We start from the raw sequence: 25,866 nt of genomic DNA, 5'->3' as shown, positions 1-25,866 counted from the left end.
GTACAGGGATACATCGCCTAAGATTTTGCGTTTTTCCTCAATACCTGTTGTAAGGCGTCATTTGCCGCAGCCAAACCCATGACTGCGGTTAATGCCATCGCAGAACCATAGCCCGCGCAAGATAACCCTTGTAGCGCCCCGGCCGGCGCTTCTGCCTCCATCCACGCAGCCGGCAACACCGCGGGCTGGTCAAACCAAATAACGCGCACGCCCATCTTGGCAACACGGCGGCGCGCTTTACCACTCACCGAGCCTTTCGGGAAATCATGGGTGCGCCGCAAAACGTTACGCAACTTTGCCAACAGCGCATCGTTGGTTGAAAAGGCCAGATCGTCTACTTTCAGCGCCAGCAGGTCGGTTTTACCCCCCGCACCACCGCAAACAATAATAGGAATACGGCGGCGACGAGCCTCAAGAATCATCGCCACTTTCGCGCTGATTTGATCGGTGCAGTCAATAATTAATTGAACGTCTTCCCCAAAAACCGCACTGACGTTTTCCGGCACGACAAAGTCATCGATGTTCGTGAGCCGGCAGGCCGGATTAATACCCCGAATGCGTTGCGCCATGGCCTCGACTTTCGACTGCCCCAACGTGTCGGTTAAAGCATGCACCTGTCGGTTAATGTTCGATTCGGCAATATGATCGAGGTCGATGAGCGTCAGATTTCCTACGCCGCTACGGGCCAGCGCCTCGGCGCACCATGAGCCGACGCCGCCTAAACCGGCAACACCAATATGGCTGTTGACCAGCCGCTCCGGCGCGCCATCACCATATAAGCGCGCCAGGCCCGAAAACCGACGCTCCACGTCTGTTGAAGACTCGAAATTATCCATAACTCACACATACCCGACTCACGATAGTAGTACTATTAGATCATGGCCCAATTGGGCAAATAAACTTCTGGCTATCGTCTTGTCGAACGCATTGTGAAAACTACTGCTGTCTCCACAAACATCCCCTGTACACCTAATCCAGGCACATTTCGGCGCCTGACTGATGCCGAACGACAGGCATCAGTTGAAGCGTTTATGCGTCGCCTGCAACCACACCAGGACTTATGGGTTTTTGGCTACGGTTCATTGGTATGGCGCCCGAACTTTCATTACCTTGAACGACGTTCGGCACTGCTGAAAGGCTACCACCGCTCACTCTGCTTGTGGTCCCGCATCAACCGCGGCACACCCGAGCGCCCTGGCCTGGTATTCGGGCTCGACAACGGTGGATCCTGCCGCGGTATGATTTATCGAGTCGGTTCCAGTGACATCCCGGAAACACTGGATGAACTGTGGAGACGAGAAATGCCCAGTGCCGCATACATTCCCCGGCACCTGCTTTGTCAAACACCACATGGCCAAACACCCGCACTAGTGTTTGTGGTCGACCGCAAAAAAGATGGTTATGTTCGCAATTTGAATCACGCACAATTGGTGGAAATCATCCACAATGCACATGGTACCTATGGCCCCTGCATCGAGTACGTATTGGAAACCGCACAGGCACTAAGCGATCACGGCATTCACGATGCACGCCTTAACGCGCTGGTTCGTCAATTGCGAAACGATACCGCCGATCCGCCGCAAACCTGATTACGCCAATCGCGCCCAAACGTAACACTAACCATTATGTCTATTGCCGATATCCGACGCGACTATCAAAAAAACGCGCTACGTGAAGATACCGTTAAAGCGGATCCCTTCGATCAGTTTCAACTCTGGTTCAATGAAGCCCTAACGGCAGAAGTGATTGAACCCACTGCCATGACACTCGGTACGGTAAAGGATGGGCAGCCGTCTTCCCGCATCGTTTTGCTGAAGGGGTTTGACGCACGCGGCCTGGTGTTTTTCACAAACTATCAGTCACGTAAAGGCCAGGCCCTGGCTGAGCAACCCTTTGCAAGTGCACTCTTTTTCTGGCCGGAACTTGAGCGACAAGTTCGGTTTGAAGGACGGGTGGAACAGGTTGCACAAAGTGAGTCCGACACGTATTTCCACAGTCGCCCTTTAGCGTCGCGCATTGGCGCCTGGGCTTCCCCCCAAAGCCAACCCATTACCCGCGAAGCACTCGACGCACGGGCACGGAAACTGGCCAATGAGCTGGGTGATAACCCACCCCGGCCTGAACATTGGGGGGGCTATCGTCTCACTCCTCACTATGTCGAGTTCTGGCAAGGCCGCCCATCGCGGCTGCACGACCGAATCGCTTACGAACTTCAACCAAACAGCGCTTGGTCATACCAACGCCTGGCACCCTGAACTCAGCATCTCTCATGAATGTCGACATTGAATGCATTGTCGTCGGTGCCGGTGTCATCGGGCTAGCCATAGCACGTGAACTAAGCCGGGCCGGCCACGAAGTGTTGGTGGTAGAGACCGAAGGCCAAATCGGTACCGGTGCCAGTTCGCGTAACTCCGAAGTCATTCACGCAGGCCTTTATTACCCCGCCGGCAGTCTGAAAGCTCGGCTTTGCGTGGCCGGACGACAAAATTTATACGACTATTGTGAGGCATACGACATACCGCACAAACGAACCGGCAAGTTAATCGTCGCCACCAACAACAACCAGTTGGGCGCGTTGAAAACATTGCACGACAACGCGTTGACGAACGGGGTAACCGACATTCAATGGCTATCCGCCTCAGAGGCTGTTGCCCTGGAACCGGAACTCACTTGTCAGGCGGCTTTGCTGTCACCGTCAACCGGCATCATCGATAGCCACGCCCTTATGCTTTCTTTGCAAGGACAGGCCGAGCAAGCAGGCTGCCAATTTGTCTTTCGCACACCGCTTCAAAGTGCCGAACAGGCCAGCGGCAACTTTCATCTGGAGTTCGGTGGTGCCGACCCCATGTCGTTAACAGCCCGGTATGTCGTAAACGCAGCCGGCCTGGCGGCACCGAATATCGCCCGCCTTTTCCCCTGGCATGCGCACACACCGCGCCCAAACGCCCATTATTGCAAAGGCCATTATTTCAGCCTGATGCAACGATCACCCTTTTCGCATCTGATTTACCCGATGCCCGACGAAGCAGGCTTGGGTGTGCACCTAACTCTGGATATGGCCGGGCAAGCGCGGTTCGGACCCGACACAGAATGGGTGGACACAATAAACTACGCCGTTGACCCTTCCCGCATTGAGCGCTTTTATAAAGCTGTGCGACAATACTGGCCAAATTTGTCAGACGATGGCCTGATGCCGTCTTACACCGGTATTCGCCCAAAAATTGTAGGCCCGGACCAACCCGCCGCCGACTTTTTAATTGCCGGCCCGGCATGGCATGGCGTGCCTGGTGTTGTTCATTTAATGGGCATTGAATCGCCAGGTCTGACTGCCTGTTTGGCTATCGCACGGCGATGCCGCCTGGCCCTTGAAAACCAAGATTAAATCGAACCGATAACGATGAACGACTACATTCTGACCCTGTCCTGCCCCGACCGAACCGGTATTGTGCATCGTGTTTCAGGCTGGTTGCTGGAGCGACAGGGCAATATCCTGGATGCCCAGCAATTCGGCGACACCGAAACCAAACAGTTCTTCCTGCGCGTGCACTTTGAACTTCCCAAGCATCAGCAAGCAGAAGAGCTTGAACAGCAGTTCCAGGCAGTTGCCCAGGAGTTCAGTATGCAGGCGCGTGTCCATGATGCGCAACGCAAAGCGCGTTTGCTGATTCTTGCCAGCCGGCAAGGGCACTGCTTAAACGACTTGCTGTTTCGCACACACAGCGGCCAGTTGAATGTCGACGTTGTCGGTGTCGTGTCGAACCACAACGATCACGCCGGCATGGCCAAGGCTTATGACATTCCGTTTCACCACTTTCCCGTCACCCCCGAAACAAAACGGGAACAGGAAGAACGCATTCTTGCGCTGGTGAACGAACAACAAGTAGACTTGGTCGTACTGGCACGCTATATGCAAATTCTAAGCACCGAAATGTGTCGTGCGCTTTCGGGTCGTGCGATTAACATTCACCACAGCTTTCTGCCCAGTTTCAAGGGGGCCAAACCCTACCATCAGGCGCATGCACGCGGTGTCAAAATTATCGGCGCCACTGCGCACTATGTCACGTCCGACCTGGATGAAGGCCCGATTATTGAACAGGATATCGAGCGCGTGAACCACAATATGAGTGCAAAAGATCTTACCCAGGTAGGCAGCGATATTGAGTCGCTGGTGCTGTCACGTGCCGTGCGCAGCCATGTGGAACATCGCATTTTGCTGAATGGCAGCCGAACAGTGGTCTTTCATTAAAAAACATTAACGCCCCAGTGCCACGCCTTCGCGGCGCGGATCGGCTCCGCCTTCGATGCCGTCGGGCGTGATGACAATGCCCTGCAAGCCGCTGGGCAGCGACTCCAAACGCACTTTGTGGCCCATTTTTTCAAGAGGGGTTGCAAGCGACTCAAGCTGCGTTCCCTGCTCAATCTCGGTGCCATAATTGCAACTCCCCCGATTGGGCAGCGCAATTGCAGCTTGAATGTCCAGCCCCCAACCCAACACGCCTAATAGCGTTTTAGCCACAAAACTAATAATGAATGGGCCACCGGGCGCACCGATAGCCATATAAGGCTTGCCGTCCCGCAGCACGATCATGGGCGCCATGGAACTGCGAGGACGCTTGCTCGGCTCAACGCGGTTGGCAACCGGCATGCCGGCTTCATCGACACCGCGCAAAGAAAAGTCAGTGAGCTGGTTGTTTAATAAGAAACCGCGCACCATGATTTTGCTGCCAAATGCCGACTCCACTGAAGTTGTCATCGACACCACATTTCCATCTTTATCGACAACTGACAAATGTGTTGTTGAAGGTAACTCAGGAGAACGGTCTTTGCCAAACGTAGAGATTTCTCCAAGCGGATTGCCCGCCCGGGCACGCGGCATAGCGCGAGCGGGGTTAATTAAAGCGGCGCGCCGGGCAATATAACGGGGGGCCAACAATGTATTCACAGGAAAGGACACGAAGTCAGGGTCGGCAATATACACATCACGATCCGCACACGCCAGCTTCCCCGCTTCGGCAAATAAATGAACGGCTTCGAGCGAGTTAGGGGCGTAATCAAGAATATCTGTATGCGTTAGCATCAGCAAAATTTGCATTACCGTAACTGGACCCGAACTGGGCGGACCCATTCCGCATAATTCGTACTCTAAATAAGCCACACAAAGCGGCTCGCGCGGCACCGCTTCGTAATAGACCAAATCCGGCAAAGCAAGCGTGCCCGGCGTTGCGTGCGACCGCACCGCGCTGACAATATCGTGGGCAATGACACCGTCATAGAACGCATCAGCACCTTGTTGTGCCACCTGCTCAAACACACTGGCCAATGCGGGGTTCTTCAACACATAACCCACAGGGCGTGGTTTGCCTTGCGCATCGTAAAAGTAAGACCGGGCGGTCTTGCTTTGGCGCAACTCTTTACTGCGTAGCAGCAGCCCGTGCAAACGGGGCGACACCGCAAAGCCGTCTCGCGCAAGTTGGATTGCCGGCTGGAATAGGTCGGCCCATGGCAAGCGCCCGCCATCGGCATGCATTTTTTCCAGGCCACGCAACAAACCTGGAGTGCCCACCGACAATCCACTATTCACCGCATCCCAAAAAGGCAATACCTCGCCGTCAACTTTGAAATAGCTTCCATTGGAATCCACCGGCGCGGTCTCCCGCGCATCGTAAGTGCGAAGGCGCTGGTTTGCTGCATCGAACACCACCATGAACCCGCCCCCTCCGAGCCCTGAAGACTGAGGCTCAACCAAACTTAGCACCAACTGTGCGGCAATCGCAGCATCGACGGCGCTACCGCCGGCATCCAGTATCGCCAGCCCTGCCTTTGAGGCATGAGGATTCGCGGCTGAAATCATGTAGTCATCGGCGCGAGCCAAAGACTTTTCAGTCCAACCTGTTGCCTCTTCAGGGTTGACCGGTGTACGGGCCAACGCTACTGACATGCCCGACAACAAACTACCAACTATCAGAGCCGAGATAAAATAGCCTGCAACCTGCCTCGTTCCCATCATCTTTTTCAACCCGCCTGTTCTTCAACCGTTTCCTGCAGCCATGCCTCAAAAGCAATCAGTGCGTCGGTTTTCCCGACATGAACAGGGTAACTGAAATAGTACGACTGCCGCACAGCCAGGGCCCCGTCGAACGGCACGACCAGGTCACCATTTGCCAGCGCCTCATCAGCCAAAAAGCGCGGAATCAATCCGACCCCCAGCCCTGCATGCACTGCCGCCAATAGCATCGTGAAGAGCTCGTAACGAGGACCCGCCGCGACACCGGGCAAGTATTCAAGACCCTGCGTACGATACCAGTCACGCCATGCGTCGGGCCGCGACATCATGTGCAAATGCGTTAGACCTGCCAACCCATCCGACGCATGTTGTGCAATTTCATACAGGAAGGGAGAACAAACCGGAACAAGCGCCTCTTCGGGAAACAAGCGAATACCTTGCGTGGCGGCCCACGGCTGCTCGGCATGATAAATAGCCGCATCGAAAGGATGGTCGGCAAACTGAAACGGCAACGTGCGACTGGACAAACTCACCGCGATATCGGCATGACGCGACTGAAAAGCCGGCAAACGCGGAATGAGCCACGTCGTAGCCAATGTGGGTAGCACGGCAATATGCAAACTATGACCCAGCCCGGCACGCGACATTAAACTAAACGTGTCTTTTTCCAACTGCTCCAGATGATGGCGAACACGTGCGGCATATTCCGCCCCCGCATCGGTTAACACAATACGCCGACGCACACGACTAAAAAGCGCGACACCCAAGCGCTCCTCCAGCCCATTCACCTGCCGAAAAATGGCACTATGGGTCAGTGACAATTCCTCTGCGGCGCGCGAAAATGATCCCAGGCGCGCCGTTGCCTCAAATGCCTGCAAAGCCCCTAAGTTCGGCACGCCTTTACGCATTAGTTCTCCCATATCGGCTTTGTGATGACTCGAAACGTGCACATTTGTCACGACATTGTGCAATTTTATCAATTGCATTGTGCCAATAACTCACATAACCTGCCAGTATTGGTACGAATACGTTTACCTTGGGTTGCGTTTTCGGTAAAATACTTTAAACCTAAACTTATTTTCGGAGCGCATTCATTATGTCCTCGGCCCCATCCTTCCATTGGGAAGACCCCCTGTTACTTGATTCACAGCTTACAGAAGAAGAGCGCATGGTAAAGGATGCCGCTCAAGCGTACGCGCAAGACAAACTCGCACCACGCGTTCTGGAAGCCTTCCGCAACGAAAAAACCGACATTGAAATTTTCCGTGAAATGGGTGAACTGGGCTTGCTGGGCCCCACTATCCCCACTGAATACGGTGGCTCCGGCCTGAATTACGTCTGCTACGGCCTCATCGCACGCGAAGTTGAGCGTGTCGATTCCGGTTACCGCTCCATGATGAGCGTTCAATCCTCCCTGGTGATGGTACCGATTAACGAATTCGGCAGCGAAGAGCAAAAACAGAAGTACCTGCCAAAGCTGGCCAGCGGCGAGTGGATTGGTTGCTTCGGCTTAACAGAACCTAACCACGGTTCCGACCCCGGCAACATGGAAAGCCGCGCAGTAAAAACCGACAGTGGCTACAAGCTAAGCGGTACAAAAATGTGGATCACCAATTCCCCCATCGCCGACGTTTTCGTTGTGTGGGCGAAATGTGTTGGTGGTGACTTCGACGGCAAAATCCGCGGCTTCATCCTGGAAAAAGGCATGAAAGGTCTGTCGGCACCTGCCATTCACGGCAAGGTCGGTCTGCGCGCTTCCATTACAGGCGAAATTGTCATGGACGAAGTGGAAGTAAGCGAAGATCACATGATGCCCGGTGTCAGCGGCTTGCGTGGCCCCTTCACCTGCCTGAACTCGGCCCGCTACGGTATTGCCTGGGGCGCCTTGGGTGCGGCAGAGTTCTGCTGGCACACCGCCCGCCAATACACACTCGATCGCAAACAGTTCGGTCGCCCCCTGGCGCAAAACCAGCTCATTCAAAAGAAACTGGCCGACATGCAAACCGAAATCACACTGGGTCTGCAAGGCTGCCTGCGTTTGGGCCGCATGAAAGACGAAGGCACTGCCGCAGTTGAAATCACCTCCATCATGAAGCGCAACTCATGCGGCAAATCACTTGATATTGCCCGTATGGCTCGCGATATGCTCGGTGGTAATGGTATCTCCGACGAGTTCGGTGTTGCACGCCACCTGGTGAACCTGGAAGTGGTGAATACCTACGAAGGTACGCACGACGTTCACGCCCTGATTCTGGGCCGCGCACAAACCGGTTTGCAGGCATTTTTCTGATGCTAACAATTATGATTGCCGAGTCATTTCTTCAATAACAAGGCAGTCAATAAAAACGGCAAAGCTTGTGACCATGCTTTGCCGTTTTTTTTATGCTCTCAACATAGCTCTTCAGCGATGCGAATTTTTTAAACCCTTGATTAATGTTCATACCAGACGTACCCTTTAAAAAAGCTATGAAAGGGCTGCATGAGCAAGAATCAAGACCGAACTTCCCACTATCGTGAAAACAGCCTGACACTTGGCGGCACAGTCATGTTGGGCACCGGCGTCATGATTGGCGCGGGCATCTTTGCGCTAACCGGACAAATGGCACAAATGACCGGCGCGCTTTTCCCGCTGGCCTTTCTGGCAGCCGCCGTTATCGTTAGCTTCAGCGCTTATTCCTACATCAAAATCTCAAATGCCTACCCATCGGCCGGTGGTATCGGCATGTATCTGCATAAAGCCTATGGGAATCGGCTTCCCACCGCGTTCAATGCATTACTGATGTATTTTTCGATGGTCATTGCCCAAAGCTTTCTTGCCCGAACCTTTGGCTCGTATACCATGCAGCTGTTCGGTGGCGACGACAGCGGCTATATGGTACCCCTATTAGGGGTGCTCTTGATTCTGGCGGCTTTTCTCATCAACTTGTCCGGCAATCAATTTATTCAGGGAACGGCTTCCTTCATCGGCGTTCTGAAAATCGGCGGTATTCTGATCTTTGGTCTAGTCGGTGTCTGGGTTGCCGACGGCATCGCCGTTAACTTTTCCAATAGCAATGAAGCCGGCAACAGTATTGGCAATTTTTTTGGTGCTACTGCTCTGGGCATTCTGGCATTCAAGGGCTTTACAACCATCACCAACAGCGGTTCAGAAGTAAAAGACCCCCACCGCAACGTGGGCCGTGCCATTATCATTTCCATTGCGGCTTGCGTCGTTATCTACACCTTGGTAGGCTTTGCGGTAGCCGGCAACCTTTCCCTGTCGGAAATCATTAAAACTCAAGACTACTCACTGGCCGCCGCCGCCAGGCCGGCGTTGGGCGAATATGGTGTCTGGTTCACTGTGGCCATTGCCATGTTGGCCACTGCGGGCGGTATTCTGGCCAGCATATTTGCCGTTTCCAGAATGCTGGCCATGCTTACGGAAATGAAGCTTGTTCCTCACAGCCATTTCGGCATGCCGGGCAGCATACAGAAACACACCCTGGTTTATACCGTTGTTCTGGGCTTGATTCTGACCGCGTTTTTTGACCTTTCGCGCATTGCTGCGCTAGGTATCGTGTTCTACCTTGTTATGGATATCGCCATACATTGGGGGGTACTACGCTATCTGCGCGAAGATATCAAAGCCAAGGCTTGGGTTCCCGCCATAGCGATTATCCTGGATTTACTGGCCCTGGGCGGATTCGTTTGGGTTAAGTTGAACACAGACTCATTCGTGATCGCAGTAGCGGTTGTGGCCATGATCGCGATTGCGATTACAGAACAAATATTTCTTAAAAGGACCTCATGATGGGAAATTACATGTTTAACGACGGTATGTGGTTTGGCCACTGGCTATGGATGCTGGTTATTGCCGTTTTGGTGGTCATTCCCGCCTGGCGTATCTGCAAGCGAATCGGTTACCCAGGATGGATGGGTATATTGATATTGATTCCGTTAGCCAACCTGATTCTTTTGTACTTCATCGCGTTCAGTAACTGGCCGGCGGAGAAGCCTGACGACATACGCAACTCATGACGTCAGGCCCGGCAGCTTTTAACTTTTTATTCGGCGCGGTCAGCATACTTCTGCATAATCTGCCCCATTGATTGCATCATCTCGGCATGCATTTTCATCTGCTCCCGCGGGCTTAAAACATCACCCATGCCCGCCATTAAGGGGCACCCGCCCATCATCATGCCACCCATGCCGGCTTGATCGCCCATCATCATTCCGCTCATACCTGACCGAGGCATATTCGCTGAATTACCCATCGGGCCAGGCATATTGTTCGCGCCGGACATACCCGGCGCATGCGGCTGGTTAGCCATTCCGTGTTGGCCGGCAACGGCTAAACCAGTGAATGACAGCAAAGAAACCAGAACAGATGTCGCGACTAATTTTCGGTTTTTCATATCAGCCTCCAAAAAAATCTTTGCGAATTGCTGAAGATGAGCGCTAAAAACCCCAAGCAATCAGGCCTGCCCCAAATCGAACAAGCTCGTGGCTTCCAACTCCAGCACTTGATCATCATTCTGGTTATACACACGCCATGTCCAGCGCACGATCCCCAAATCTTTACGCGTTTCTGAAACGCGCACGTTATTAACCGTAAGCTCCAAACGCAAAGCATCGCCGGGGCGCGTGGGTAGCAACCAACGAATCTTATCAACGCCGGGAGACCCGAAACTTTCAGAGCCTGCCAAGGCAGAATCAGCTGCCATACGCATCGCTAAACTACAAGTAAGCCAACCGCTGCCAATCAGGCCGCCCCAGCGGCTGTTACCGGCCTTTTCGGGATCAGTATGAAACCATTGTGGGTCGAACTGTTTGGCAAAGTCGATCATGGTCTTTTCGTCAAGCACCACAGGCGGGTGCTTGATGACCATGCCGTCTCGAAACTCACTGAATTTCATTAAATACAACCTTTAATCGATTGAACTGAATACTAGTAAGTTTCGAAGTGTAACCGACCTTGGGTTTTAAGTTGGGCGTGAACATCTTCCCATTTCTTGCCGCTTTCCGTAACGATGTCTTTCAGTGCAGCCAACACACCTTCTTCCATGCCTTTCAAGCCGCAAACATAAATGCAGGTTTTGCTATCGTTGATCAATGCCAAAACATCAGACGCGCGCTCGCGAATCACGTCTTGTACATATTTTTTAGGGCGATCGGCCTGCCGCGACAACGCCAGGTTGATATCGATAAAGTCTTTCGGCAAATTCATGAGCGGCCCAAAGTAAGGTAACTCACGCTCAGAACGCGCCCCAAAAAACAACATTAATTTGCCACGATATTTGCCTTCTTTATTCAGGCGACGGCAATGCTCCGTCATGGCACGCATGGGCGCAGCCCCTGTACCGGTGCAAATCATGACCAGATTTGAGTCAGGCAGATTCGGCATCAGGAAACTGTTGCCGTATGGGCCAATCAACTTCACCGAGTCGTTCTTTTGCAGGTCGCACAAATAATTCGAACATACCCCTTTTACGGGTTTGCCGTCGTGGTCTTCCACAACCCGTTTTACGGTAATCGACAAATTGTTATAACCGGGGCGCTCGCCGTCGCGCGGGCTGGCAATGGAATATTGCCGCGCATGATAAGAACGGCCGTTCTCGTCTTCACCCGCAGGGAAAATCGCGATTGACTGGCCTTCCAGAAGCGGCATGGGTGTGTCACCCATATCAAGCACAATATGATGAATATCGCTGTCTGTATCGCTGTCGGTAACGCGGTAATTGCCCACTACGGTCGCGGTAACCGGGTTTTTATGCGTATACAGGTTGGTATAAGGATGGGCTGCCGACCAAGGCGGTATGCTGGCACCCGCTGCCGTAAATGGTTTGTTCTCGAGGTCTTGGTCACCCTCTTGTTCTTGCGCCTCAGAAGCCGTTGGTGCTGCCGGCGCCTTTGCCTCGACGACCTCCGCACCTTCCGGCGCTTCCTGCGGCTCGGGCAACTCATCCCAGGTAAATTGCTCTTCAATGGAGTAAGCGTTGTCGCTTACCACTTGAATCCAGTTGTCGATTGCGCCGGTGGGGCACGGCGGCACACAGGCCATGCAATCATTACATATCGACGCATCCACCACGTAGTTGTTGGAGTCGTGTGTAATGGCATCGATCGGGCAAGTTTCTTCGCAGGTGTTACAGCGAATACAAATTTCCGGATCAATTAAATGCTGTTTCATGACTGTGGTGGCCGTTGTCATTTTTGGTCTCCGTAACGCACTACTGAAAATGTGCGGCTATGTGACGATATGCTGTCAAGATCAATGTGCCGGGGCACCCGGTAAAGGCGCCCCGGCACACTGTTAGTCTACGCTTTTTTAGTTGAATCGAACGTATTCGAAATCAATTGGCTGACGGTTGATACCCATGGGAGGCGGTGCAATCCAGTTGGCAAACTTGCCGGGCTCAACAACACGCCCCATCAGGGAAGCAACATAAGCACGGTCTTCCTCGGTCGGCAACCACTTGTCGACGTTGGCGTTCCATTGCTCTTCGGTCAATACCGTTCCGTCGGGCGACACACGAATTCCTGACAAAGTACCAATACGGCGGTTGAACGCTTTGTGCGGCACAGTCAGGCGGAAATCAATGCCTGCCTTCTCCAGCACTTTGTTCCAACGGTTCACACCGGCAACCGAATCGCGGATGTAGTCATCACGCAGTACTTCGTTCAAGGCATTCAGCATAGGCACCTGAATCTCACGCAGCTCGCCGTTATGTACTTCAAGAATCGGATAGGTATCGTTCTTCAGCAAGTGGTCATCGGTACGTTTGCCTTCTTCATGTCGACCTTTCAAACCGGCGCTGTAGAAAATAGCAGCGTTCGAGGACTGGTCGGCACCGAACAGGTCGATGGTGACACTGTAGTGGAAATTCAGATAACGCTGAATGGTTGGCAAGTCGATCACACCCGCTTTGCGAATCGCTTCCGGATCAGTTGTTTTCAATTCGTTCATGACCTGAGCGGTACGCTGCAATACACGCGACACACCCGACTCGCCCACAAACATGTGATGCGCTTCTTCTGTAAGCATGAACTTGGTGGTGCGTGCCAGTGGATCGAACGCCGACTCGGACAACGCGCTAAGCTGGAATTTGCCGTCGCGGTCGGTAAAGTACGTGAACATGTAGAAAGCCAGCCAATCTGGAGTTTTCTCATTAAACGCACCCAGAATACGCGGGCTGTCTTCGCTACCGGAGTGACGCTGCAACAGTGCATCGGCCTCTTCACGACCATCGCGACCAAAATAACGGTGCAACAGGTAAACCATGGCCCATAGGTGGCGACCTTCTTCCACGTTCACCTGGAACAGATTACGCAGGTCGTACAGTGAAGGCGCTGTTAACCCCAAGTGACGTTGTTGCTCGACCGATGCAGGTTCCGTGTCGCCCTGGGTGACGATAATCCGACGCAAATTGGCACGATGCTCGCCGGGCGCGTCTTGCCAAGCGGCTTCACCCAAATGCTCACCGAAGTGAATCTTGCGGTCACCGTCTTGCGGGGCCAGGAAAATACCCCAGCGGTAATCGGGCATTTTTACGTAATCGAAGTGGGCCCAGCCACTGGGATCTACACTAACCGCCGTGCGCAGGTAGACATCCAACTCCTGGGACGCTTCCGGACCCATATCCTGCCACCATTGCAGGTAATTGGGCTGCCAATGCTCCAGCGCACGTTGCAACGTGCGGTCACTGGACAAATTGACGTTGTTTGGGATTTTCTCGGAATAATTAATACCGGACATGTCGTTGACTCCTTAATTGGTTATCGCCTAACTTACACACGATCCCAGTCGAAACTGGCTTTCTCACCTTTGCCATACAACCGCAGGGCACCTTTGTCGCCCGAGGCATTCGGCCGATAGAAGATCCAGTTTTGCCAAGCCGACAACCGGCCGAACACACGGGTTTCCATCGTTTCTTTCACGCCGAAACGCAGATTGGCTTCCAGGCCGGTCAGCGAATCAGGTGACAATGCACGGCGCTCTTCCAGCGCAATGCGCACTTCATCGTCCCAATCGATGTCATCGAGAGAGTAGGTAACCAGACCCAGCGACTCTGCCTCTTCAGCACCAATTGCGCTGCCAATCTTGGCACGGACAGCGTCAATAGCCGGCGCTTCCTCGTAGAAGCGACGTTCGATACGGCTCAGCGCATTCACCATGGGATACGCGCCGAAATTCAGTTCATTAACCGCAATTTGGGCAGGCTTGTCGGTTTCAGGATCATCCAGCATGTAAGTACGATCGCAAGCCAGCGCCAGCTCGAGCAGCGTGCCCACAAAGCATGAACCGGGTTCGATCAGGGCAAACAGCGAACGCGAGGAGACATCGAGACGGGCAAGCGTACGACGCAACATGCCGACCGTTTCGCGAACAAGCCAGTTATCACCGAGCTTTTGCAAAGTTTCATCTGCCGCCAACACGCGGGAAGCATCGCCTTCGGTCTTGAAAACCCAGGTTCCAATGTCCAACTCGTTAGTACGCATGTGCAAGATCGCATCGTCGAGCTCGCGCGCCATTTGCAGCGGCCACCAGGCGGCACCTTGAGACTCAATGCCGGCGATGTCGGTCGGTACATCGGCATCGGGCGCTTTGACGACCCAGGTTGCCGAGCGCTGCTCACGATCAATCGTGATTTCGACGTACTTGTATTTCACGCCGTTATCACTTTCCTCACGCTCAACGCGTGTCAGTTGAACACCTTTGGCGTCGGCAGGACGATTGCTTTGTTCAGCCAACTCGGCGGCACGTTTCTTGACACCCTCTTCAAATTGCGCAGGCTTGATGATGTCATCAACCAGACGCCAATTCTTGGCTCGCTCCCCGCGCACGCCTTCCACCAAAGTGCAGAAAATATCGGCGCGATCGTGGCGAACTTTTCGTTTGTCGGTAACACGCGTTAACCCACCCGTACCCGGCAGTACGCCCAAGAGCGGTACTTCCGGCAAAGAAACGGCGGAGGAACGGTCATCGATCAGCAGGATTTCGTCGCATGCCAGCGCAACTTCGTAACCGCCACCGGCACATGCGCCGTTTACAGCGGCAATAAATTTCAAACCATTGTGGCGACTGGAGTCTTCAATGCCATTACGGGTTTCATTCGTAAATTTACAGAAATTCACCTTCCAGGCGTGGGATGACAACCCCAGCATGAAGATGTTGGCGCCCGAGCAGAAAATACGGTCTTTCTTGCTGGTGAGGACAACAGTGCGAACTTCCGGATGTTCGAAACGAATGCGCTGCAACGCGTCGTGCAATTCGATATCGACACCCAGGTCATAGGAATTCAGTTTCAGTTTGTACCCGGGACGCAGACCAGCATCTTCGTTCACGTCCATCGCAAGGGTGGCCACCTGGCCATCAAAACTGAGTTCCCAGTGCTTGTACTGACTGGGATCGGTGCGAAAATCGACGAGGGTAGCGGCTTCACTCATGGATGAGTCTCCTAATTATTTAACCGGAACAATAATGCATCTATTGATTTTTGATGCATAATAATGCAACAAATTTCCGGCGTCAACTTTTTTATGCAAAAAAATGCATGCTTGCACTAAAGTGCACTTACGCAAGAGGCAGGCCGGCAACCTCGCGGATGTGCGTACGCAGCGCATCGAACACTTCCGACAAACTGCGTTGGCTTGTCATGCATACGTAGTCGGCCTTCGAATAAAATGCCTCGCGCCCGGCCAGAATGCGCTTAAGGTCGGCCATGGCCTCATTATTGCCGGCCATGGGCCGGAAGTCGCCCTGCGCCATCACACGCGCCATATGATCTTCCGGACTTGCTTTCACCCATACGGTATAACAATGGGATAACAGCAAATTCATGGTTGAAGGTTCGGAAACAATTCCCCCTGGCGTGGCAAGCACCATTTCAGGATACAGTTGCAGCGACTCTTCAAGAGCACGTTTCTCATAACGCCGATAAGCTGTAGGCCCATACAGACTGTGGATCTCCAGGATGCCGCACCCGGCCACGCGCTCGATTTCCGAACTGAGCTCAACGAAGGGATAACCAATATCAGCCGCCAGCATGCGCCCCAAGGTTGATTTTCCGGCACCGCGCAACCCCACCACGGCAATTTGCTTTGTACGATTGCCTGCTGCGGAAACGGCTTGCCCGACAAACAGTTGCGCCAGCGCTTCTCGTGCCTGCTGAAGCTCCTGCTCCGAGCGATTTTGCAACAGCTCCCGAATGAGCAGCCACTCAGGCGTGGAAGTGGTGACGTCTCCCACCAATTCCGCCAAAACACAATTAAATGCCTTGGAAATTTGCAGCAGAACCAGGATAGAAACGTTTCCTACACCTCGCTCAAGATTGGCAAGGTGGCGTTCGGATACACGCGCAGCTCGGGCGAGTTCTTTGCGCGTCATCCCCCTAATAGCGCGTAGCCGCCGTACCCGCTCCCCGAGGGCGATAAGATACGGGTCGCGATCCTGGCTGCCTGTCTCCTCAGCCGCCAGGACTTTCTGATTTAATGCTTTATTGTTCACCCAGAAAAACCCTAATGAGTCGATATAGATGCATTATAATGCTTGACAATTGGAAAGAAAAGGCCTAATTTTGAGTCTTGGCGAGGGCGCCTTGCCGGGTTAAATGGCATTTTATTGCTTCGACCCGACACTCGACTCCGCTAAGAAAGGATACATAAAAATGAACCTCGAGACATTTCAGCAACTCATTCAAAAAGTAACCAATCATATTGGCGACCGCCCGTTGAATAAAACGTTGCAAGACGACCTGAATCAAACTTTTCCCGTCGGGGGCGACGTTTACAACGAAATCGTCAACGCCTGTCGCACAGGCGTTGCTCAAGGCTGGATGTGCCAATACGAGGGGGGCGGCATTCGTTACGGGCGTGTTATCAAGCCAACAGATGTGCTCAATGGTTATTCGGTCGATGTGGTCGATATGAAAGACCTGGCCGGGCCGCACCATCGCCACCCCAATGGCGAAATCGACCTGATCATGCCCATCGACGACACTGCAAAGTTCGACAACCACCCGGCCGGCTGGCTGGTGTATGGGCCCGACACGGCTCACCGCCCCACCGTGAGTCAGGGCCAGGCATTGGTTCTGTATCTTTTGCCCGAAGGCAAAATCGAATTCACCCGTTCATAGGTTATGGCCCACTGGGCCGCCTGTTTGCAAGGTGCTCGGCAAAATGGCCGCTACACAACGGCACCCATCACAGTACCGCACCTGTTTCTACGAGAAAAAGACACGTTATGACAAAACTCGCAAACTATCTTGAAGGACGCTGGCAAGAAGGAAGCGGCAAAGGCAGCCCGGTTCTCGACCCCATCACGGGTGAGACGTTGGCCACCGTTAGTGCCGATGGCCTGGACATGCATGCCGCCTACGATTACGCCAGGCAACAAGCCGGGCCGGCCTTGCGAAAATTAAGCTATGCCGAGCGCGCCGGATTGCTGGGCGATATTGTGAAAGTACTTCAGGCAAATCGCGATAAGTACTTTGAAATTTCACTGCGCAATTCCGGCACGGTGCAAAATGACAGTTCGGTCGACGTCGACGGCGCCATCTACACGCTGTCCTTCTATGCCAAAGCCGGCTCCAAAATGGTGGAAAAAGCCCTGCGCCTCGACGGTGAATCGGCTCCGCTGGCAAAAGACAACGTTTTTGCCAGCCAACACATTTACGTCCCCATTCAGGGGCTGGCGCTCTTCATCAACGCATTCAACTTCCCTGCGTGGGGCCTGTGGGAAAAAGCCGCGGCCGCGCTGCTATCCGGCGTTCCCGTTGTCATCAAACCCGCCACCTCCACCGCCTGGTTAACGCACGAAATGGTGAAAGATGTCGTCGACGCCAACATCCTGCCGGCCGGCGCCTTGAATATTGTTTGCGGCCGACCCGACGCTTTGCTCGACGCGTTGAACGGTCTTGATGTCGTGTCTTTCACCGGTTCGGCCGACACGGCCGCATCGTTGCGCGACCATCCCCGCATCAAGCATGACGGCGTACGTTTCAACGCGGAAACCGACAGCATTAACAGTGCGATTCTGGGCCCCGACACCGATGATGACGCAACCGGGTTGCTGGTGCGCGAAGTGGTGCGTGAACTCACCATCAAATCGGGCCAGAAATGCACCGCAATACGCCGCATTTTTGTCCCCGAGTCGAAATACGATGCTGTGGCGCAGGCTATTTCCGACAAATTGAAAACCATTACGGTGGGCGATCCGCGCAAAGAAGGCGTTCGTATGGGCAGCCTGGTGAATCTTTCACAACGCGACGCCATTCTCGAGGGCATTGAAAAACTGGCGAAATGTAGCGATATTCTGTTCGATGGCCGCACGGAAAGTACCATTGATCTCGACAACGAAAATAGAGCGGTCGTGCCACCTGTACTATTCGGGGTGCGCAATCCCGACGACCATCCTCTGGTTCACGAAATGGAAGTGTTTGGCCCGGTCGCCACGCTCATCCCTTATCGCAATACAGAACACGCCTTCACGCTGACTCGCCGCGGCATGGGTTCATTGGTTGCCTCGGTATACAGCAATCAACCCGATTTCCTGGCGCAAGCAGCCGCAATCCTGGCGGAAAGCCACGGTCGTGTACACCTTATCAACAACGACGTAGCCAAAGCCCATACCGGGCACGGCAACGTGATGCCGCAATCGAACCATGGCGGCCCAGGGCGCGCCGGCGGCGGCGAGGAACTGGGCGGCTTGCGCGCCCTGCGCTTTTATCACCGGCTCGCGGCCATTCAAGGTTCTCCCGACGTCTTGGGCAAATTGGCCCAGGCAGCAGGTTCTGAAAGTTAATAAAACAAATTATTGCCTGTCGTGCTTCCAATAACCCGACAGGCCTCCTTTTTTCGGAGACAACAAAATGGAAGTCTGCCCTGCAGAATTGAATTACGCCCAGTATCTGGCTGAGTTCAACCGTTCGCGCGCGTCAAAAACTGCCTATATCGACGACACACGCAAAATTACCTACGGTGAGCTGGCCGGTCTTTCCGCCCGTTTCGCGGGCTTGCTCAAAAACCTGGACATCCGTCGGGAAGAGCGAATTTTACTGGTGATGCACGACACCGTTGATTGGCCGGTGGTCTTTCTGGGCGGCCTGCATGCCGGCGTGGTGCCGGTTGCGGTCAACACCCTGTTAACGGCCGACGACTATGCGTACATGCTTGAACACAGTCGGGCGCAAGCGGTGTTCACCTCACCCAGCCTGCTGGAAACGGTTCAGTCGGCCATGAAAAACTCCCGCCACGAAGTCAAGAAGGTCGTCGTAGCCGGGGTCGACGCGAACGAGCTGCCCGCCGATGTAGCCCATTTCGACACACTCATGCAACAGGCAGAAGAGTTGCCGCCTGTACACACAAAAGCCGACGAAATCGCGTTCTGGCTTTACTCTTCGGGTTCCACAGGTCAGCCTAAAGGGGTGGTTCACAGCCACGGCAACCTTTGGTACACCGCCGAGCTCTACGGCAAACCCGTACTGGGGATTCGCGAAGACGACATCGCTTTTTCCGCCGCGAAACTCTTTTTCGCTTACGGCTTGGGCAATGCACTGACGTTTCCGTTATCAGTCGGTGCAACCGTCGTGCTAATGGGAGAGCGCCCCACCCCTGAAGCCGTTTTCAAACGTCTTGTAGAACACAAACCCACTGTTTTCTATGGCGTACCCACGCTGTACGCCAGTATGCTGGCGTCGCCCGCCCTGCCGGCCAAGGAAGATGTCGCCATGCGAGTCTGTGCCTCAGCAGGTGAGGCACTGCCCAAAGATCTGGGCGAACGTTTTACACGCCATTTTGGCTGCTACATTCTCGACGGCATCGGTTCCACCGAAATGCTGCATATTTTCCTGTCAAACCAAATGGGCGATGTCCGTTACGGCACCACTGGAAAGCCGGTACCTGGATACGAAGTTGAGCTGCGCGACGACTCTGGTAAACCCGTTGCCGCCGGCGCCATCGGTGATCTATATATACGGGGATCCAGCGCGGCACTGATGTATTGGAACAATCGCGCCAAAACACGTGAAACCATGTTGGGCGATTGGCTTAAAAGCGGCGACAAGTACGTTTGCGATGCAGACGGTTATTACACTTATGCCGGCCGAAGCGACGACATGATCAAAGTGAGTGGCCAGTATGTTTCCCCCGTTGAAGTGGAGAATGTACTGATCCAGCACGAAACCGTTCTTGAAGCGGCGGTCATCGGCGTTGAAGACAGCCAGGGGCTGGTAAAAACATCTGCCTACGTCGTACTGCGTTCCGGCATCATCGCAGACGCCCAGGCTCAGAAAACACTGCAGGATTATGTGAAATCCCAGTTGGCGCCGTTCAAGTACCCACGCACGATCCATTTTGTCGAAGATCTTCCCAAAACAGCTACGGGTAAAATCCAGCGTTTCCGACTGCGCCAGCGCGAACAGAACAGCTAAGATTTCAACATGAGTAATCTGTCCATCACCCACCGCCAAGTCCCCATTCACATCGACGATCGCGATTATGAGCTGGAATGCCAGTTCATCTCGCCCGAGAAAACCGACCGGGACCTGATTATTTTTCTGCACGAGGGGTTGGGTTCTGTTGCCTTGTGGCGCGATTGGCCGGCGCAACTTTGCGAACAAGCCAACTGCCGTGGCCTGGTGTATTCGCGCTATGGTTACGGCGCCAGTACTCCCCGCCCTCCCGAGGAAAAATGGCCGCTTAGTTACATGCATACACAAGCGGAAAAGGCCTTGCCGGCCCTGTTGAAAGCGCTGAATATGGAGCACGAGCGGCCTATTTTGTTCGGACACAGCGACGGCGGCTCCATTGCGCTGCTTTATGCGGCGATGTACCCCAGCCGCCCCAAGGCCATTGCAGTAGCGGCGCCCCATATTTTTGTTGAAGATGTCACAACAACCAGCATTGAGCAAGCACGTGAAGCATACCTGAACACTGATCTGCCACAACGCTTCTCCCGTTATCATCAGAACCCCGACTCGGCATTCTGGGGTTGGAACGACATCTGGCTTAACCCCGAATTCAAATACTGGAACATTGAAGCCTATTTGCCCAAAATCCAATGCCCTGTTCTGGCGATTCAGGGGAAAAACGACGAGTACGGCACACTGGCCCAAATCCAAGGGATACAACGGATAGTGTCGCACACAGAACTCTGTATTATTGATGATTGCCGTCATTCTCCCCATAAAGATCAGCCGGAAGTCCTGAACCAGGCGTTGGTGGCTTTCATACAAAAACTGAACGAAACATCACCCACCAACCCGTGAACCTGTTTTTATTGCGCCTATGCGCAGCCATAGCAGTACCTTTACAACACCAAGGAGTAGACACAATGAAGAAAGTCTTAACGGGCACCGCACTCGCCCTTTCTCTCGCATTCGGCGCAGGCGCTGCGTCGGCCGAAGTCAAAGTGGGCTTTATGTTGCCTTATAGCGGCACCTATGCTCAATTGGGTGAAGCCATTGAAAACGGTTTCAAAATGTATGTGGAAGAACAAGGTGGCAAACTTGCCGGTCAGGAAGTCACCTATTTCCGCGTCGACGATGAGTCCAACCCATCCAAAGGCCCCGATAACGCCAACCGCCTGATCAAACGCGACAACGTCGATGTTCTGATCGGTACGGTTCACTCCGGTGTGGCCATGGCCCTGGCCAAAGCAGCCACCGAGAACGACGTTACCCTCATTATTCCGAATGCCGGCGCCGTTGCCATTACCGGACCACTGTGCAGCAAGAACGTCTTCCGCTCTTCATTTTCGAACTGGCAACCTGGCTACGCCATGGGTGTTGTCGCTGCGGAAGATGGTCACAAGAAGGCCGTAACCATTTCCTGGAACTACGCCGCGGGCAAAGAGTCCACTGACGGCTTCAAGGAAGCATTCGAAAAAGGCGGCGGCGAAGTTGTTGAACACCTGACCCTGCCTTTCCCCCAGGTTGAGTTCCAGCCGCTGCTCACGGAAATCGCTTCGATCAAGCCTGACGTCGTCTATACGTTCTTTGCAGGCGGTGGCGCAGTGAAATTCGTACAGGATTACGCAGCCGCAGGTCTTAAAGATCAAATCCCTCTGGTTGGCGCCGGCTTCCTGACCGACGGGACGCTTAAAGCACAAGGTGAGTCCGCTCAGGGCTTGCGCACTGCGCTGCACTACGCCGATGGATTGGATAACGACCTCGACAAAGAGTTCCGCGAGAACTATTCCGAGAAGTATCCCGATCTACCACCTGATGTATATGCGGTTCAGGGTTACGACGCAGCACAAATGCTGGCGGCCGGTATGGAAGCGGTTGACGGCGATATCAGCAAGAAAGACCAAATGCGCGATGCCATCCGCAATGCAACCATCAAGAGCCCACGCGGCGATTTCACCATCTCCAAATCCGGCAACCCCGTTCAGGATTTCTACCTGCGCGAAGTTAAAGGCATGGAAAACGTTCCTGTGAAAATCGCGGTTGAGGATCTGGCTGACCCCAGCCGCGGCTGCAAACTAATGTAATCACCCTATAAAAAAACAATACTAAAGGAGGCCATGTGGATCCGGTCATTTTCCTTATTCAATGTCTGAACGCTGTCCAGTACGGGCTACTGCTCTTCCTGGTTGCCAGTGGGCTAACACTCATTTTCGGCATCATGGGCATCATCAACCTGGCTCATGGCAGCTTCTACATGATCGGCGCCTACATGGCCTTCGCGCTAGGGCCTCTTGTTGAACAGTATGTGGGCGGCGGGTTTATTACAACCCTGCTCGCCTGCGTTATTTTGTCGGCCATTCTGGGTTACTTCCTGGAATGGGCTTTTTACAGCTATCTTTATCATCGCGATCACCTGCAGCAAGTCCTCATGACTTACGGCCTTATCCTGGTGTTTGAAGAGCTGCGCAGCATCATTATTGATAACGACGTTCATGGTGTCGATACGCCGTCCTGGTTAAGTGGGGCCATTTCGCTCGGCGACATCATGACTTACCCCACCTACCGTCTCTTCATTTCGGTGGTCTGTCTGGTCGTTGCCGGCTTGCTTTATTGGTTACTTACACACACGCGCCTGGGTATGATGATTCGTGCCGGCGCCAGTAATCGCGACATGATCAACTCTCTGGGCATCGATATTAACCGCTTGTTCCGTATTGTTTTTGCGCTGGGCGTTGCGCTTGCGGCGTTTGCCGGTGCCATTGCGGCTCCTGTGTCTTCGGTTTATCCCGGCATGGGCCACTCAATTCTTATTATCTGTTTCGTTGTGGTCGTTATTGGCGGCATTGGCTCAATTAAAGGGGCATTCGTTGCGGCCATGCTCATCGGTTTTGTCGACACCTTCGGCCAAGTCCTGTTTCCGCAAGCCGCAGGCGTTCTGGTTTACGTCATGATGGCCGCCATCCTGTTATTCAAGCCCGAGGGGCTCTTCAAGCAAGGCTAACAACAATGCACTCCTCGATACGCAACTTTATTCTGCCCCTGCTACTTTTTGTCGTCACCGCGCTGCTGCCCTTGGTCACGTCCGAGTACTACACTGCGCTGATCGTCAAAATCATGATTTATTCATTATTTGCGCTTAGCCTGCAATTGCTGGTTGGCTGCACCGGCCTCATCAGCCTTGGCCATGCCGCGTTCTTCGGTATCTCCGCCTACGCGGTTACTTTATTGTCGCCCGAATACGAGTCCGGCAATTTATTGTGGATGTTACCCGTCAGCATAGGGATCGCCATGGTGTATGCCCTGATTACCGGCGCGCTGTCGTTGCGAACCAAAGGTGTCTATTTCATTATGGTCACCCTGGCGTTTGCACAAATGGCTTACTACGTCTTTCACGACACCAAAATCGGTGGCGGAAGCGATGGGATCTATTTGTACGTTCGGCCCGAATTCCGCATTGGTGATTGGGTTATCCTAAATCTCGATAACGCCTACGTTTTCTACATGTTTGTGCTGGTTTGCCTAACCTTTACATGGGTGTTTCTTGCCATGCTCATGCGTTCGCGTTTCGGCGCTGCGCTTACCGGCATTCTGGTAAATGAGCAGCGCATGCGCGCAGCCGGTTTTTCAACATTCGGGTATAAGCTCACGGCTTACATCATTGCCAGTGGTTTGGGTGGTCTTGCCGGCATTCTTTATGCTGCCAAAGACGGTTATGTGAACCCTGAACTGATGAACTGGGAACAGTCGGGCCTGGTATTACTCATGGTTATTTTGGGCGGTATGGGGCGGCTTTCAGGCGCGGTTATCGGCACCATTACACTCATTTTGCTGCAGGAAATATTCCAGTCGCAAGCATTGTTCGGCGAGTTTGCCGTTCACTGGCATCTCACCTTCGGCCTGGCCATTATTATTCTGGTAGCGCTCATGCCCAAAGGTTTAATCGGACTGCCTGAACAACTTCGCGCCCGCCGCCGCTCTTCGGCCGGCTCACCTGCTGCACACTAGAGGTAAAGCATGACACAAACCTTATTGTCGGCCAAAAACGTCACCCGCCGCTTCGGCGGCCTGGTCGCCATCGACAATGTTTCCGTCGACCTCGATCGGGGTCAAGTCCACGCGGTAATTGGTACCAACGGCGCCGGTAAATCCACGCTCATCAATGTGCTTTCCGGGGAAATTCCACCCAATGAAGGCTCAATTATCATGAACGGAACGGACATTACTCGGTGGCCCCAACCTAATCGGGCACGTGCCGGCCTGGGCCGAAGCTACCAGCGCACCACCATTTTCCCAACCTTAACGGTACATGAAAATTGCCGTTTATCGGCGCAAGCCAAGCACCAAAAATTCTGGAGCTGGGCGACCCCCGCAAAAAACTGCCGCATTAGTAATGAAGCAGCCGACCGCGCGCTGGAACTAACCGGTTTGGCCGAATACGCCGACCACACCGCCGGGCTGTTATCACACGGTGGGAAACGTCAGCTCGAAATCGCCATGTGCCTGGCCACACATCCAACCGTTCTGCTTCTCGACGAACCGTTGGCGGGCATGGGGGCGGAAGAAACCGACCGCATGTTGGACCTGCTGGACTCACTCAAAAAAGAACACGCCATTTTGCTGGTGGAACACGATATGGATGCCGTATTTCGAATTTCCGACCTCATCACCGTAATGGTGAACGGGGCCGTTATTGCGCATGGCGACCCTGAAGCCATCCGCACGAACCACGAAGTACAAACGGCCTACCTGGGAGAAGACGAATGACCGTATTGATCAACGCTCAGGGGTTGAATACTTTCTACGGCGCAAGCCATGTTCTTTTCGACGTTAATCTGAAAATTCAGGCGGGCGAGTCGGTTGGTCTTCTGGGCCGCAACGGAATGGGTAAAACCACGCTTATTCGCACCCTGATGGGCCATTTGCGCCCAACCAGCGGGAATATCGTTATTCGCGACAAAGATCACACGCGCTCCGCACCCTACCAAGTTGCACGTGAAGGTGTCGCCTATGTACCCGAGGGACGCGGCATTTTTCCCAACCTGAATGTGCGCGAAAACCTGCTGGTTGCTGCTCGTTCAGGCGTGAACGGCCGTAACGATTGGGACTACGATCGTGTACTGGAAACCTTCCCACGCCTGACTGAGCGCCTTGGCCACGGCGGGCAACAGCTTTCGGGCGGTGAGCAGCAAATGTTGGCAATTGGGCGCGCCCTCATGACCAACCCGGATATCCTGATTCTTGACGAGGCAACTGAAGGCCTGGCGCCACTTATCGTGGCCGAAATCTGGCGCATTATCGACACCATTCGTAAAAGTGGTGTGTCCACGCTGATTGTCGACCGGAATTTCCGCAAGGTATTGGCCAACACCGACCGCTGCGTGGTACTTGAAAAAGGTGTCGTGGTGGAAGAAAAAGACAGTGCAACCCTGTCAAAACAACCCGAGCTTTTAACCCGCTACCTGGGTGTATAAACGC

25 protein-coding genes are annotated in these 25,866 nt (G+C 53.7%); 16 read left to right on the top strand and 9 right to left on the bottom strand.

The window, feature by feature from the left end; genetic code table 11:
• Positions 1 to 17: 17 nt before the first annotated feature.
• Complete coding sequence (locus G9Q38_RS06840) at positions 18 to 836, bottom strand: tRNA threonylcarbamoyladenosine dehydratase (protein WP_166129238.1); 819 nt, start codon at positions 834 to 836, stop codon at positions 18 to 20.
• A 93-nt stretch (positions 837 to 929) separates the two neighbouring features.
• Between G9Q38_RS06840 and G9Q38_RS06835 the strand changes: the two genes are divergently transcribed.
• Genes G9Q38_RS06835 through purU form a run of 4 tightly spaced genes read left to right on the top strand, consistent with a single transcriptional unit; the run spans position 930 to position 4,246 of the window.
• Positions 930 to 1,589, top strand: a complete 660-nt coding sequence (locus G9Q38_RS06835) for a gamma-glutamylcyclotransferase (protein ID WP_228276211.1) — start codon at positions 930 to 932, stop codon at positions 1,587 to 1,589.
• 36 nt (positions 1,590 to 1,625) lie between these two features.
• Positions 1,626 to 2,255 (top strand): pyridoxamine 5'-phosphate oxidase, encoded by a 630-nt coding sequence (gene pdxH / locus G9Q38_RS06830; RefSeq protein WP_166129235.1) that lies wholly within the window; start codon positions 1,626 to 1,628, stop codon positions 2,253 to 2,255.
• Positions 2,256 to 2,269: 14 nt separating this feature from the next.
• Positions 2,270 to 3,382: an NAD(P)/FAD-dependent oxidoreductase gene (locus G9Q38_RS06825; protein WP_166129233.1), complete on the top strand. Its 1,113-nt coding sequence runs from the start codon at positions 2,270 to 2,272 to the stop codon at positions 3,380 to 3,382.
• A gap of 9 nt (positions 3,383 to 3,391) precedes the next feature.
• Positions 3,392 to 4,246, top strand: coding sequence for a formyltetrahydrofolate deformylase (purU, locus tag G9Q38_RS06820; protein ID WP_205962362.1), 855 nt, complete (start codon positions 3,392 to 3,394; stop codon positions 4,244 to 4,246).
• 6 nt (positions 4,247 to 4,252) lie between these two features.
• Here purU and ggt read toward each other — a convergent pair whose 3' ends face one another.
• Both ggt and G9Q38_RS06810 read right to left on the bottom strand, forming a co-directional pair.
• Positions 4,253 to 6,004: a gamma-glutamyltransferase gene (gene ggt, locus G9Q38_RS06815; RefSeq protein WP_166132336.1), complete on the bottom strand. Its 1,752-nt coding sequence runs from the start codon at positions 6,002 to 6,004 to the stop codon at positions 4,253 to 4,255.
• 8 nt (positions 6,005 to 6,012) lie between these two features.
• Entirely contained in the window at positions 6,013 to 6,912 is a 900-nt protein-coding gene (locus tag G9Q38_RS06810; protein WP_166129227.1) for a LysR substrate-binding domain-containing protein, read from the bottom strand.
• A gap of 188 nt (positions 6,913 to 7,100) precedes the next feature.
• Between G9Q38_RS06810 and G9Q38_RS06805 the strand changes: the two genes are divergently transcribed.
• From G9Q38_RS06805 to G9Q38_RS06795, 3 genes are all read left to right on the top strand, one after another.
• Positions 7,101 to 8,294, top strand: coding sequence for an acyl-CoA dehydrogenase (locus tag G9Q38_RS06805; RefSeq protein WP_166129225.1), 1,194 nt, complete (start codon positions 7,101 to 7,103; stop codon positions 8,292 to 8,294).
• Between the two features lie 189 nt (positions 8,295 to 8,483).
• Positions 8,484 to 9,794, top strand: a complete 1,311-nt coding sequence (locus tag G9Q38_RS06800; protein WP_166129222.1) for an APC family permease — start codon at positions 8,484 to 8,486, stop codon at positions 9,792 to 9,794.
• Positions 9,791 to 10,021, top strand: coding sequence for a hypothetical protein (locus G9Q38_RS06795; RefSeq protein ID WP_166129219.1), 231 nt, complete (start codon positions 9,791 to 9,793; stop codon positions 10,019 to 10,021). Before G9Q38_RS06800 ends, G9Q38_RS06795 begins: the two co-directional genes overlap by 4 nt.
• 26 nt (positions 10,022 to 10,047) lie before the next feature.
• Here G9Q38_RS06795 and G9Q38_RS06790 read toward each other — a convergent pair whose 3' ends face one another.
• The 6 genes from G9Q38_RS06790 to G9Q38_RS06765 form a co-directional block, all read right to left on the bottom strand.
• Complete coding sequence (locus G9Q38_RS06790) at positions 10,048 to 10,398, bottom strand: hypothetical protein (protein ID WP_166129216.1); 351 nt, start codon at positions 10,396 to 10,398, stop codon at positions 10,048 to 10,050.
• A 60-nt stretch (positions 10,399 to 10,458) separates the two neighbouring features.
• Complete coding sequence (locus tag G9Q38_RS06785) at positions 10,459 to 10,899, bottom strand: MaoC family dehydratase (RefSeq protein ID WP_166129214.1); 441 nt, start codon at positions 10,897 to 10,899, stop codon at positions 10,459 to 10,461.
• Between the two features lie 32 nt (positions 10,900 to 10,931).
• Positions 10,932 to 12,194 (bottom strand): benzoyl-CoA 2,3-epoxidase subunit BoxA, encoded by a 1,263-nt coding sequence (gene boxA, locus G9Q38_RS06780; RefSeq protein ID WP_166129211.1) that lies wholly within the window; start codon positions 12,192 to 12,194, stop codon positions 10,932 to 10,934.
• Positions 12,195 to 12,311: 117 nt separating this feature from the next.
• Positions 12,312 to 13,739, bottom strand: a complete 1,428-nt coding sequence (boxB, locus tag G9Q38_RS06775; RefSeq protein WP_166129208.1) for a benzoyl-CoA 2,3-epoxidase subunit BoxB — start codon at positions 13,737 to 13,739, stop codon at positions 12,312 to 12,314.
• 32 nt (positions 13,740 to 13,771) lie between these two features.
• Positions 13,772 to 15,430, bottom strand: a complete 1,659-nt coding sequence (gene boxC / locus G9Q38_RS06770; RefSeq protein ID WP_166129205.1) for a 2,3-epoxybenzoyl-CoA dihydrolase — start codon at positions 15,428 to 15,430, stop codon at positions 13,772 to 13,774.
• Positions 15,431 to 15,557: 127 nt separating this feature from the next.
• Positions 15,558 to 16,490: a helix-turn-helix transcriptional regulator gene (locus G9Q38_RS06765; protein WP_228276210.1), complete on the bottom strand. Its 933-nt coding sequence runs from the start codon at positions 16,488 to 16,490 to the stop codon at positions 15,558 to 15,560.
• A 160-nt stretch (positions 16,491 to 16,650) separates the two neighbouring features.
• Here G9Q38_RS06765 and G9Q38_RS06760 point away from each other — a divergent pair, with 160 nt between their 5' ends.
• From G9Q38_RS06760 to G9Q38_RS06720, 9 genes are all read left to right on the top strand, one after another.
• The gene (locus tag G9Q38_RS06760; RefSeq protein WP_166129203.1) at positions 16,651 to 17,118 is read left to right on the top strand and encodes a DUF4863 family protein; all 468 of its coding nucleotides are present in this window, start codon (positions 16,651 to 16,653) and stop codon (positions 17,116 to 17,118) included.
• 107 nt (positions 17,119 to 17,225) lie between these two features.
• Positions 17,226 to 18,785 carry a 3,4-dehydroadipyl-CoA semialdehyde dehydrogenase gene (locus tag G9Q38_RS06755; protein ID WP_166129200.1) on the top strand — a complete coding sequence of 520 codons (1,560 nt, stop codon included), beginning with the start codon at positions 17,226 to 17,228 and terminating at the stop codon, positions 18,783 to 18,785.
• A gap of 67 nt (positions 18,786 to 18,852) precedes the next feature.
• The gene (locus tag G9Q38_RS06750; RefSeq protein ID WP_166129197.1) at positions 18,853 to 20,412 is read left to right on the top strand and encodes a benzoate-CoA ligase family protein; all 1,560 of its coding nucleotides are present in this window, start codon (positions 18,853 to 18,855) and stop codon (positions 20,410 to 20,412) included.
• Between the two features lie 9 nt (positions 20,413 to 20,421).
• Positions 20,422 to 21,249, top strand: coding sequence for an alpha/beta fold hydrolase (locus G9Q38_RS06745; protein WP_166129194.1), 828 nt, complete (start codon positions 20,422 to 20,424; stop codon positions 21,247 to 21,249).
• Positions 21,250 to 21,314: 65 nt separating this feature from the next.
• Positions 21,315 to 22,475, top strand: a complete 1,161-nt coding sequence (locus tag G9Q38_RS06740; RefSeq protein WP_166129191.1) for an ABC transporter substrate-binding protein — start codon at positions 21,315 to 21,317, stop codon at positions 22,473 to 22,475.
• Between the two features lie 35 nt (positions 22,476 to 22,510).
• A complete protein-coding gene (locus G9Q38_RS06735) occupies positions 22,511 to 23,392 on the top strand; it encodes a branched-chain amino acid ABC transporter permease (protein WP_166129189.1) in 882 nt (293 codons plus the stop codon).
• A gap of 5 nt (positions 23,393 to 23,397) precedes the next feature.
• Positions 23,398 to 24,396 (top strand): branched-chain amino acid ABC transporter permease, encoded by a 999-nt coding sequence (locus tag G9Q38_RS06730; protein ID WP_166129186.1) that lies wholly within the window; start codon positions 23,398 to 23,400, stop codon positions 24,394 to 24,396.
• A 9-nt stretch (positions 24,397 to 24,405) separates the two neighbouring features.
• On the top strand, positions 24,406 to 25,155 hold the full coding sequence (locus G9Q38_RS06725; protein ID WP_166129183.1) for an ABC transporter ATP-binding protein: 750 nt from the start codon (positions 24,406 to 24,408) through the stop codon (positions 25,153 to 25,155).
• Positions 25,152 to 25,862 carry an ABC transporter ATP-binding protein gene (locus tag G9Q38_RS06720; protein ID WP_114420104.1) on the top strand — a complete coding sequence of 237 codons (711 nt, stop codon included), beginning with the start codon at positions 25,152 to 25,154 and terminating at the stop codon, positions 25,860 to 25,862. Before G9Q38_RS06725 ends, G9Q38_RS06720 begins: the two co-directional genes overlap by 4 nt.
• Positions 25,863 to 25,866: the final 4 nt, after the last annotated feature.

It is taken from the genome of Pusillimonas sp. DMV24BSW_D (genome assembly GCF_011388195.1).
Taxonomy (GTDB): Bacteria; Pseudomonadota; Gammaproteobacteria; order Burkholderiales; family Burkholderiaceae_B; genus Neopusillimonas; species Neopusillimonas aestuarii.
The sequence above is the reverse complement of the archived record's forward strand: the minus strand, read 5'-3'. Positions and strand labels throughout refer to the sequence as shown.

Bases quoted from the DNA above. Each gene is read 5' to 3' on its own strand.
- G9Q38_RS06760 (WP_166129203.1), top strand. From the start codon at position 16,651: ATGAACCTCGAGACATTTCAGCAACTCATTCAAAAAGTAACCAATCAT.
- pdxH (WP_166129235.1), top strand. From the start codon at position 1,626: ATGTCTATTGCCGATATCCGACGCGACTATCAAAAAAACGCGCTACGT.
- G9Q38_RS06790 (WP_166129216.1), bottom strand. From the start codon at position 10,398: ATGAAAAACCGAAAATTAGTCGCGACATCTGTTCTGGTTTCTTTGCTG.
- G9Q38_RS06795 (WP_166129219.1), top strand. From the start codon at position 9,791: ATGATGGGAAATTACATGTTTAACGACGGTATGTGGTTTGGCCACTGG.
- G9Q38_RS06725 (WP_166129183.1), top strand. From the start codon at position 24,406: ATGACACAAACCTTATTGTCGGCCAAAAACGTCACCCGCCGCTTCGGC.
- G9Q38_RS06750 (WP_166129197.1), top strand. From the start codon at position 18,853: ATGGAAGTCTGCCCTGCAGAATTGAATTACGCCCAGTATCTGGCTGAG.
- G9Q38_RS06755 (WP_166129200.1), top strand. From the start codon at position 17,226: ATGACAAAACTCGCAAACTATCTTGAAGGACGCTGGCAAGAAGGAAGC.
- boxA (WP_166129211.1), bottom strand. From the start codon at position 12,194: ATGACAACGGCCACCACAGTCATGAAACAGCATTTAATTGATCCGGAA.
- G9Q38_RS06730 (WP_166129186.1), top strand. From the start codon at position 23,398: ATGCACTCCTCGATACGCAACTTTATTCTGCCCCTGCTACTTTTTGTC.
- G9Q38_RS06810 (WP_166129227.1), bottom strand. From the start codon at position 6,912: ATGCGTAAAGGCGTGCCGAACTTAGGGGCTTTGCAGGCATTTGAGGCA.
- G9Q38_RS06720 (WP_114420104.1), top strand. From the start codon at position 25,152: ATGACCGTATTGATCAACGCTCAGGGGTTGAATACTTTCTACGGCGCA.
- G9Q38_RS06825 (WP_166129233.1), top strand. From the start codon at position 2,270: ATGAATGTCGACATTGAATGCATTGTCGTCGGTGCCGGTGTCATCGGG.
- G9Q38_RS06805 (WP_166129225.1), top strand. From the start codon at position 7,101: ATGTCCTCGGCCCCATCCTTCCATTGGGAAGACCCCCTGTTACTTGAT.
- G9Q38_RS06800 (WP_166129222.1), top strand. From the start codon at position 8,484: ATGAGCAAGAATCAAGACCGAACTTCCCACTATCGTGAAAACAGCCTG.
- G9Q38_RS06785 (WP_166129214.1), bottom strand. From the start codon at position 10,899: ATGAAATTCAGTGAGTTTCGAGACGGCATGGTCATCAAGCACCCGCCT.
- G9Q38_RS06740 (WP_166129191.1), top strand. From the start codon at position 21,315: ATGAAGAAAGTCTTAACGGGCACCGCACTCGCCCTTTCTCTCGCATTC.
- boxB (WP_166129208.1), bottom strand. From the start codon at position 13,739: ATGTCCGGTATTAATTATTCCGAGAAAATCCCAAACAACGTCAATTTG.
- ggt (WP_166132336.1), bottom strand. From the start codon at position 6,004: ATGGGAACGAGGCAGGTTGCAGGCTATTTTATCTCGGCTCTGATAGTT.
- G9Q38_RS06840 (WP_166129238.1), bottom strand. From the start codon at position 836: ATGGATAATTTCGAGTCTTCAACAGACGTGGAGCGTCGGTTTTCGGGC.
- boxC (WP_166129205.1), bottom strand. From the start codon at position 15,430: ATGAGTGAAGCCGCTACCCTCGTCGATTTTCGCACCGATCCCAGTCAG.
- G9Q38_RS06745 (WP_166129194.1), top strand. From the start codon at position 20,422: ATGAGTAATCTGTCCATCACCCACCGCCAAGTCCCCATTCACATCGAC.